This is a genomic window from Planktotalea sp. (genome assembly GCF_039984035.1).
Classification (GTDB): domain Bacteria; phylum Pseudomonadota; class Alphaproteobacteria; order Rhodobacterales; family Rhodobacteraceae; genus Planktotalea.
Genome location: NZ_JBDWVM010000024.1, coordinates 1 through 8,077, shown reverse-complemented (window position 1 = coordinate 8,077; position 8,077 = coordinate 1). Strand labels below are relative to the sequence as shown.

General features: G+C 55.5%; 10 protein-coding genes. 6 read left to right on the top strand and 4 right to left on the bottom strand.

The window, feature by feature from the left end; all coding sequences use genetic code 11:
- A partial coding sequence (locus ABJQ89_RS01135) for a hypothetical protein (RefSeq protein ID WP_348494441.1) occupies positions 1–778 on the top strand: 778 nt, incomplete at its 5' end.
- Here ABJQ89_RS01135 and ABJQ89_RS01130 read toward each other — a convergent pair.
- The gene (locus tag ABJQ89_RS01130; protein WP_348494442.1) at positions 779–1,330 is read right to left on the bottom strand and encodes a lytic transglycosylase domain-containing protein; all 552 of its coding nucleotides are present in this window, start codon (positions 1,328–1,330) and stop codon (positions 779–781) included.
- 233 nt (positions 1,331–1,563) lie between these two features.
- On the opposite strand from ABJQ89_RS01130, the gene ssb reads away from it, so the two are divergent.
- Entirely contained in the window at positions 1,564–2,100 is a 537-nt protein-coding gene (gene ssb, locus ABJQ89_RS01125) for a single-stranded DNA-binding protein (RefSeq protein WP_348494440.1), read from the top strand.
- 64 nt (positions 2,101–2,164) lie between these two features.
- On the opposite strand, the gene aroB is transcribed toward ssb, so the two are convergent.
- Positions 2,165–3,277: a 3-dehydroquinate synthase gene (gene aroB, locus ABJQ89_RS01120; protein WP_348494439.1), complete on the bottom strand. Its 1,113-nt coding sequence runs from the start codon at positions 3,275–3,277 to the stop codon at positions 2,165–2,167.
- Positions 3,270–3,824 (bottom strand): shikimate kinase, encoded by a 555-nt coding sequence (locus ABJQ89_RS01115; RefSeq protein WP_348494438.1) that lies wholly within the window; start codon positions 3,822–3,824, stop codon positions 3,270–3,272. Before ABJQ89_RS01115 ends, aroB begins: the two co-directional genes overlap by 8 nt.
- A 135-nt stretch (positions 3,825–3,959) precedes the next feature.
- Here ABJQ89_RS01115 and ABJQ89_RS01110 point away from each other — a divergent pair, with 135 nt between their 5' ends.
- The 3 genes from ABJQ89_RS01110 to ABJQ89_RS01100 are packed head-to-tail and all read left to right on the top strand — an operon-like array spanning position 3,960 to position 6,602.
- On the top strand, positions 3,960–4,112 hold the full coding sequence (locus ABJQ89_RS01110) for a hypothetical protein (RefSeq protein WP_348494437.1): 153 nt from the start codon (positions 3,960–3,962) through the stop codon (positions 4,110–4,112).
- A complete protein-coding gene (locus ABJQ89_RS01105; RefSeq protein ID WP_348494436.1) occupies positions 4,099–5,655 on the top strand; it encodes a hypothetical protein in 1,557 nt (518 codons plus the stop codon). The genes ABJQ89_RS01110 and ABJQ89_RS01105 overlap by 14 nt, the downstream gene beginning before the upstream one ends.
- Before the next feature lie 2 nt (positions 5,656–5,657).
- Positions 5,658–6,602, top strand: coding sequence for a site-specific tyrosine recombinase XerD (locus tag ABJQ89_RS01100; RefSeq protein WP_348494435.1), 945 nt, complete (start codon positions 5,658–5,660; stop codon positions 6,600–6,602).
- Here the strand turns inward: ABJQ89_RS01100 and ABJQ89_RS01095 are convergent.
- On the bottom strand, positions 6,599–7,384 hold the full coding sequence (locus ABJQ89_RS01095) for a metallophosphoesterase family protein (RefSeq protein ID WP_348494434.1): 786 nt from the start codon (positions 7,382–7,384) through the stop codon (positions 6,599–6,601). The two genes, ABJQ89_RS01100 and ABJQ89_RS01095, sit on opposite strands and share 4 nt — an antisense overlap.
- A gap of 68 nt (positions 7,385–7,452) precedes the next feature.
- Between ABJQ89_RS01095 and ABJQ89_RS01090 the strand changes: the two genes are divergently transcribed.
- Positions 7,453–8,077, top strand: a 625-nt coding sequence (locus tag ABJQ89_RS01090; protein WP_348494433.1) for a CNNM domain-containing protein, incomplete at its 3' end; no start/stop codon positions are given.

Here is an 8,077-nt window from a genome sequence, read left to right as displayed (position 1 = left end):
TTCTGGTGGACGTATGACGCAAATGGCGTGGCTCGCCACGGCCATGAGCGCGCAAGGCTACATTGTTGCGGGCGTTAACCATCATGGCACGACCTCAATGGACAGCGATCCCCATCGCACCATTGAAATTTGGGACCGTCCTGCCGACCTCAGCGCCATCATAGATGCATTTGAAGCTGGGGATATTGCCGGCATCGCGGCTGATCTCACCGATGTTACCAGCGCGGGATTTTCACTTGGCGGACATAGTGCATTGGCCTTGGCCGGCGCTGAAGTACGCAAGGCGGCTTACATCGCCTATTGCGATGATCATATCGGGCAGCTTGATTGTGGCTGGATGACTGCAGGCGGCGTTGATTTCAACGATATCGATGCACCGCGCTATGAGGCGTCCTTCAAAGATGCGCGCATCACTGCAAGCATCGCGATTGATCCGGCCTTGCCCCAAGCGATGACGCAAGACAGCCTCGCCGCCATCGCGCATCCGGCGTTGCTGATCAACCTCGAAGACCTCGGCGACTTACCCGCTGGTATCGATGCGATTGAGATCGCAGCGCATATGCCCAATGCCGCGCATCACGCGCTGCCAGGGTCATGGCACATGAGCGGGATTGGTGAATGCAGCATGTTGGGGCGCATCATTATTGGCGCATCTGGCCTGATCACCGGCGAAACCAACATCTGCGGAGAAGCCGAGCGCCATCGCACGGTCATTCATCAAGAGATGTTGGCGCTTATCCTGCCGTTCCTTGCGGAAAACAGGGCCAATCAGGGGTAATTAGCTGCCCCAAATGACCTTTACGTAGTTGCGTGTCTCCTTGAAGGGAGGCACCCCGCCGTATTTTTCGACTGCGCCGGGGCCTGCGTTATAGGCCGCCAAAGCCAAACGCCATGAGCCGAATTTGCGATATTGTTCTTTGAGATAGCGCGCGCCGCCTTCAAGGTTTTGCGCAGGATCACTGGCATCGACGCGCAGATACTTTGCTGTGCCGGGCATAAGCTGCGCCAGACCCTGTGCACCAGCATGGGACACCGCATTCGGGTTCCAGTTGCTTTCTTGCTGGACCAACCGCAGGAACAAATCCTCAGGAATACCGTGTTTGCGCGCCGCATTACGCGCCATGGTCGAATAGATGCCCTTGTAACGCCCGCGATATTTGGGTGAGCTGCCATCGCCCGTTCCCCATTTGGTCGGCGTGTTCACCGTTGGCGGCTTAAGGCGAACCGAGGCTTTGTATTGCTCAGAAGCGCGGTTGTCCAAAATCTTGGTTTGGGAACTAAACAGCTTGGCGCGTGAGCGCGACGATAGTGTCTCCGCAGAAACCGGCATAGCCAGTGCGAAGATCAAACCGGAAAAAACACCTGCGACATGTCGCGATCGATGAGCGCGCATCTATAACTGCCCCGTTTACCCTACTCTGGCACTATATAGCTGGTTTTCGCCACTTCGCTACCCCCATGGCCGTTATTCCGTTTTTAACCATGATCTGGTGGTGTAAGTTCGGCAAAACTTCGCTGACTGAGTCGGCGTTGCAAAGATACGAACACTCACAGGGGGCGGATATGGCCGGTTCAGTAAACAAGGTAATTCTAATCGGTAATTTGGGACGCGATCCTGAAGTGCGCACATTCCAGAACGGTGGCAAAGTGTGCAACTTGCGTATTGCTACATCCGAGACGTGGAAAGACCGTAACACGGGCGAGCGTAAAGAGCGCACGGAATGGCATTCTGTTGCGATCTTCTCCGAGCCTCTCGCGCGCGTGGCCGAGCAATATTTGCGTAAAGGCTCCAAAGTTTATCTTGAGGGCCAACTCGAGACACGCAAATGGCAGGATCAATCTGGCCAAGACAAATACAGCACTGAAGTCGTGCTGCGCCCTTACACATCCACGCTCACGATGCTTGACGGTCGCGGTGACAACCAAGGCGGCGGCGGTGGCGGCGGCTCTTACGGTGGTGATCAAGGTGGCGGCTACGGCGGCGGCGGCGGTGGTGGTTATGACAGTGGCCAAGGTGGTGGCGGCGGTTATGGCGGCGGCAACCAAGGTGGCGGCGGCGGTGCCCCATCCCGCGATCTGGATGATGAAATCCCGTTCTAAGCAAAACAAAAAAGGGATTGAGATAACCTCTCAATCCCTTCTTTTATTACGTTGTTAAGAGAGTTTAGCGCGCAGCAAGCGCGTCTTGAAGCAGCGTCAGCACTGTCTCTTTTGGCACATCGGACGTCACAAAAGCCTCACCGATCCCGCGCGCTAGGATAAAGCGCAGCTGGCCATCGATTACCTTTTTGTCTTGTCCCATAAGAGCGAGCAATGCCTTTGCATCTGGCAAATCGCCCTCGATATCAGACAAATCTACCTTCATGCCCATTTCAGAGAGATGCGCGCGCACGCGGCTTGGATCTTCTTGACTGCACAGAGCGAGACGCGAAGACAGCTCAAACGCCAGCGCGCAACCAACGGCCACGCCTTCACCGTGAAGCAGACGATCCGAGAACCCTGTTGCCGCTTCAAGCGCGTGACAAAAAGTATGCCCCAAGTTCAAAAGCGCACGATCCCCTTGTTCGGTTTCATCGCGCAGAACAATATCCGCTTTCATCTGCACCGAGCGACGCACCGCTTCGATGCGAGCGGCTTGATCGCCATTTAACAAAGCTGGGCCGTTCTTTTCGAGCCATGCAAAAAATTCCGCATCGCCCAGCATGCCGTATTTCACGACTTCGCCATATCCCGAGAGAAAATCGCGACGCGGCATGGTATTGAGCGCATCTATGTCAGCGAGCACCAAAGCGGGTTGATGAAAGGCACCGATCAGGTTCTTACCTTGCGGCGCGTTAATGCCGGTTTTTCCACCAACAGAGCTATCAACCTGTGCCAAAAGCGAGGTCGGAATTTGCACGAAACGAATGCCACGGCGCAAAACAGCAGCGGCAAAACCGACCAGATCGCCAACCACACCACCGCCAAGGGCAATGACGACATCGCGGCGTTCGATCTTCTGCTCCAGCAGCCATTCAACGCAACACGTGAACTCTGGCCATGCTTTTGTGCTTTCCCCTGCGGGCAGCTCTAAAGCAACCATTTCAATGCCTTGAGCGCTCAAACCCTGTCGCAACGTTTCCAAATGCAGCGGCGCGACGTTGCTTTCTGTGACGACCGCGACGCGAGGACGTGCCAGTAGCGGGGCAATTTCGGCCCCAGCGCGAGCAATCAGGCCTGGTCCGATCCGCACATCATATTCGCGACCTTCCAGGGGAACATGAACCACCTCAAGCATCATCGCCTCTTTCTAATACGTCTGGGCGCGACAGCAGCGTTTTCGCAACCCGCGCGCTCATGTCTTCAATCGAATATTTCGCGTCCGCTTCGACAGAAATATCAGCCATCGCATAGATACCAGCGCGGGTATCATAAAGGTCGCGCAGTGTTTCATAAGGGTTTGCTGTACGCAAAAGCGGACGCGTGTCTTTGTTGCGTACACGGCTCCAAATCAGCTCCAATGACGCGTCCAAACACACAGAGACACCGTGGGTCGAAATCATCTCGCGATTGCGCTTCGCTAGAAATGCTCCGCCGCCCGTCGAGAGCACGCAAGGTTGCCCTTCCAACAGGCGCGCTATCACTTCGCTTTCGCGCGCTCTGAAAAACGACTCGCCATCGCGTTCGAAAATTTCGGCAATGCTCATGTTGGCCGCGCTGACGATTTCTGCGTCCGAATCAAGAAATGGCACATCCAAAGTCGCAGCGAGCGCCTTGCCCACAGCCGTCTTGCCAGCACCCATCATGCCAACCAAAACCACCGTTTTATGCAATTTCCAGTTCATTAGGTCCAAATCTAGAGCCAGGGCGTCGGCCAATGCCCGCCAAATTTCGAATTCATGCCTTCAATGACGTGAACTTACCGAAAAGACCATATATAAACGTGACAAAAGACGACAAGCAGGCAAGGATCAGGCACTATGGGACGTATCATAAAATGGTTGATCTATCTTGCGATTCTCGCTGGGATTGCGCTCGTGGCCTATGCCTATGTCGGTCCGTTTTTTGGCGCTGATTTCTCTGCGCCCTTGAAAGAAATACGAATTCCGGTGGATGTGAATGGCGACAGCTAAGCACACGCTCGCCCTTTCCGCGGTGCTCGCGTTTGGCACGGCGACATCTTTGGCAGCGACCGATCCGCTTTCGGCAATTGAATGGCTCGAAAAACGCCCCAAACAGGTGGTCGTGCCGATCACGCCCTTGAATGCACCAGAAAAAATTGACGAACCGCCCGTCGCTGGCTCCGTTACAACGCCCGAGGTGACGGTCACGCCGCTTGGCGCCCCCGTGCGCGCCGCGGCAGGTCTTTTGCCAAGCACCGTAACCGGATTGCCCAGAACCCTTTGGGGTGAGAGCGAAACAGACACGATTGTCGCGCTGATTGAAGCGCTCAATGTCGAAGGAAAGCCCGCTCTTCAGTCGCTCCTTTACACGCTTTTGCTGGCTGAGGCTGATCCGCCACATGATGCACACACCAGCACATTCATGCGCGCGCGTGTCCAAAAACTGCTCGCCCTTGGCGCACTTGATCCTGCATCCGCGCTGCTAAAGCGCGCTGATCCAGCGCATATTGATTTGTTTGATCTCTACTTTGATACAGCTTTGCTGAACGGCGATGCACATGAGCCCTGCAAAGCGCTCTCGATTGATCCCGGCCTCAGCCGTGATTTGGAGCAGCGTATATACTGTGACGCCCAATCGCAAAACTGGGACAATGCGGCGCTCACGCTTTCAACGGGCGATGCCATCGGGGCGTTGGACAAGATCGATGTCGCTTTGCTTGAACGTTTTCTTGATCCCGAACTCTTTGAAGAGTCCCAACTACCACCAGCCCTCGCGCGTCCAACCGTGCTCCAATTCCGTTTGTTTGAGGCGGTCGGCGAAGCTCTGCCCACCGCGTCTTTGCCCCGTGCATTTGCGGCGACGGACCTGTCGGGAGATGCGGGTTGGAAACCGCAATTAGAGGCAGCAGAACGATTGGCCCGCGTTGGCGCGATCTCTGAAAATAGACTGCTTGGCATCTACACCAGCCGAATTCCATCTGCCTCGGGCGGTGTTTGGGACCGCGTTGAAGCGATCCAACGGCTTGAAACCGCATTGAAATCCGGTGATCCAATTGCCGCAATGAAACAAACGCGGCGCGCTTGGTCCTTGATGCAGAACGCGCAATTACAAATCCCATTCTCAACGTTATTTGCGCAAAACCTGCTCGATTTGCCCGATACAGGCACCGCCAGCGACGCGGATTTGATCACGCGCATTGCCCTTTTGTCCCCTATTTATGAACAGGCCGCGCGGCGCGAAAGCTCAAACGCTGCGATCAAAGCTGCGCAAAGCGTCGCTATTGGTGAACCTCTGTCGGACGGGCCTCATACGCTTTACCCCGCCATCGTGTCCGCCTTTTCAGGTGAGACTGTGCCTGAGCGTCTGAAAGAGATGGCGCAAGACGCGCGCCTCGGCGAAGCTATCTTGCGCGCAATGTCGCTGACAGCCGCAGGGTCAAACGGTGATCCCATCGCCATTCAAAACGGCCTAGGTTTTCTGCGTAGTGTCGGTCTCGAAGACACGGCGCGACGCAGCGCTTTGCAACTTTTGCTCCTCCGTATGAGCAGTTAGCAATGACAGCCCAAGCAGAACATAAGAGGTGGATTTCCACGTTTCTGGATGCGCAAGCGGCAGAACTCGGCGCGGCAACCAACACGCAACTGGCCTATGCACGCGATCTGAAAGATTTTTCTGGCTGGCTTGAACATCGCAATATGAGTTTCGATACCGCGACGCGCGACGATGTGGAGGCCTATTTGATCGATTGCGATGCGCAAGGTCTTGCAAAATCCACACGCGCGCGACGGCTTTCCGCGATCAAACAACTCTATCGGTTCGGCTTTGAAGAAGGCTGGCGCAGCGACAATCCGGCGATTCAAATCGCAGGCCCCGGGCGTGACAAACGGCTTCCCAAAACTCTGTCCATGGCAGAGGTCGATGCTTTGCTCAGCGCGTCTCGCGAGGTCGGACGCGCCCCATCTGATCGTCTGCGCAACACATGTTTGATGGAGCTGCTCTACGCCACGGGTATGCGCGTGACAGAGCTCGTGTCCCTACCCGTCGCCTCCGCACGCGGCAATCCAAGCATGTTGCTCATCCGCGGCAAAGGCGACAAGGAACGCATGGTGCCCCTGTCACCCCCCGCCAAAGAGGCGCTCGCCGCATGGCTGTCTTCTTGGGAAAACACGCAAGAGGACGCGCGCCTCAAAGGGAAACCCGTTTCCAGATTTCTCTTCCCGTCCCGCGGCAAAGAGGGTCACCTTACCCGTCACAGGTTTTACATTCTGATCAAAGAGTTAGCCGTGCATTCCAGTGTGATGCCATCAAAGGTGACGCCGCACACATTGCGACATGCTTTTGCAACACATTTGCTCGAGAACGGCGCTGATTTGCGCTCTATTCAAACGCTGCTCGGGCATGCGGATGTAGCTACGACAGAAATCTACACACACGTGTTAGAGGCCCGTTTGCAGGAGTTGGTTCTAACCCACCATCCCCTTGCAAAAGACGAAGATTAGCGTCGAAGGTCCGCTGGCAGAACATCTTCGGAGGGCCAAATACCCGTTTGCAGAGCGGTGTGGTAGCCTTGGGTTAAACCAGCCTTAACCATGTCGCCGACCGCGCCATCGACGTCATAGACCAGCTTTTCCAGTCGAAAACCCCCATCAGCGCCGATGCACAAGAATTCTGTCTCGGGGGTTTCATCATGGGGCGGCATACCGATAACGCCCGCATTCACCCAGCGCACATCGCTAATTTGGCGCTCAAATGCGATCCCTGAATGTCCAGAGATGACCACATCAACGTCGCCGTATAAGGTTCTTAACGCTGTAAGTTCTTCATCAAATACCTGCCGCTCTGAACTGCTCCAGATAAAGCGGGCCACATCGGTGACACCGCCGTGGATCACCGCGAACCTTCGCGCGCTGTGCTCAAACGTCACGATGTCAGGCAACCCGCCCATCCAATCGCGCGCGTGTTCATCAACACTTCTGTTGGCAAAATCATACCAAGCGGCGGACAGAAGATCACAGGTTGTTCCCTCCTCAAAACCGCACCCACAATCCAACGCGCGCGCAGCGAGCTGTTTTTCGCAGTTCCCCGCCACAACATAAACGTTTGCCTGTTGGGTTCTTGCGATGACTTCTTTGGGCGCTCCGCAGTAGGCCACCAAATCACCCGTGCAGATCAAATGCCCACGCGCAGCCGCGAGCAAGGCATCAAGCGCCTGAATATTTGAATAAGGTCCCCCAAAAACAGTGAGTTCCCCTGTCAATTCCCCCAAATGTGCAACGCGCATGATCCGTTCCCTTGAAGTGCCGCCCGACCGCCCCCATAAGACTAAGAGCATAAAGAAAGACAAGCCCGATGGACGCGACAACACCAATTCTTGATAGTGCATTTTGGATCACCGCAGGGTCGATCCTATTTTTGCTCGTGCTTTCGGGATTTTTCTCTGGCTCTGAAACTGCGCTTACTGCTGCATCGCGCGGGAAACTGCGCGCGCAAGCAGACAAGGGATCGCGCGGCGCTCAGCGTGCGCTCGACATTACAGAAGACAACGAACGACTGATTGGCTCGGTTCTTCTTGGCAACAACTTGGTTAACATTCTGGCGACATCGCTGGCAACGGCGCTGTTCACGCGCGCATTTGGCGACAACGGCGTGGCCCTTGCCACCTTGGTCATGACGCTGTTGGTTTTGATTTTTGCAGAGGTTCTGCCAAAGACCTACGCCATCACCAACGCCGAACGCGCCGCCGCGCTCGTCTCGCCCGTTATTCAACTGGTGATCACCGTCTTCTCCCCCATAGTGAATGCGGTGCGGCTCTTGGTGCGCGGTGTTTTACGTATTTTCGGTGTTCAAACCGATCCCGACAGCCAAATCCTTGCCGTCAAAGAAGAGATCGAAGGCGCGCTCAATCTTGGCCATTCTGAAGGTATCGTCGAAAAAGAAGACAGAGATCGCATTTTGGGCGCGCTTGATCTGGGCG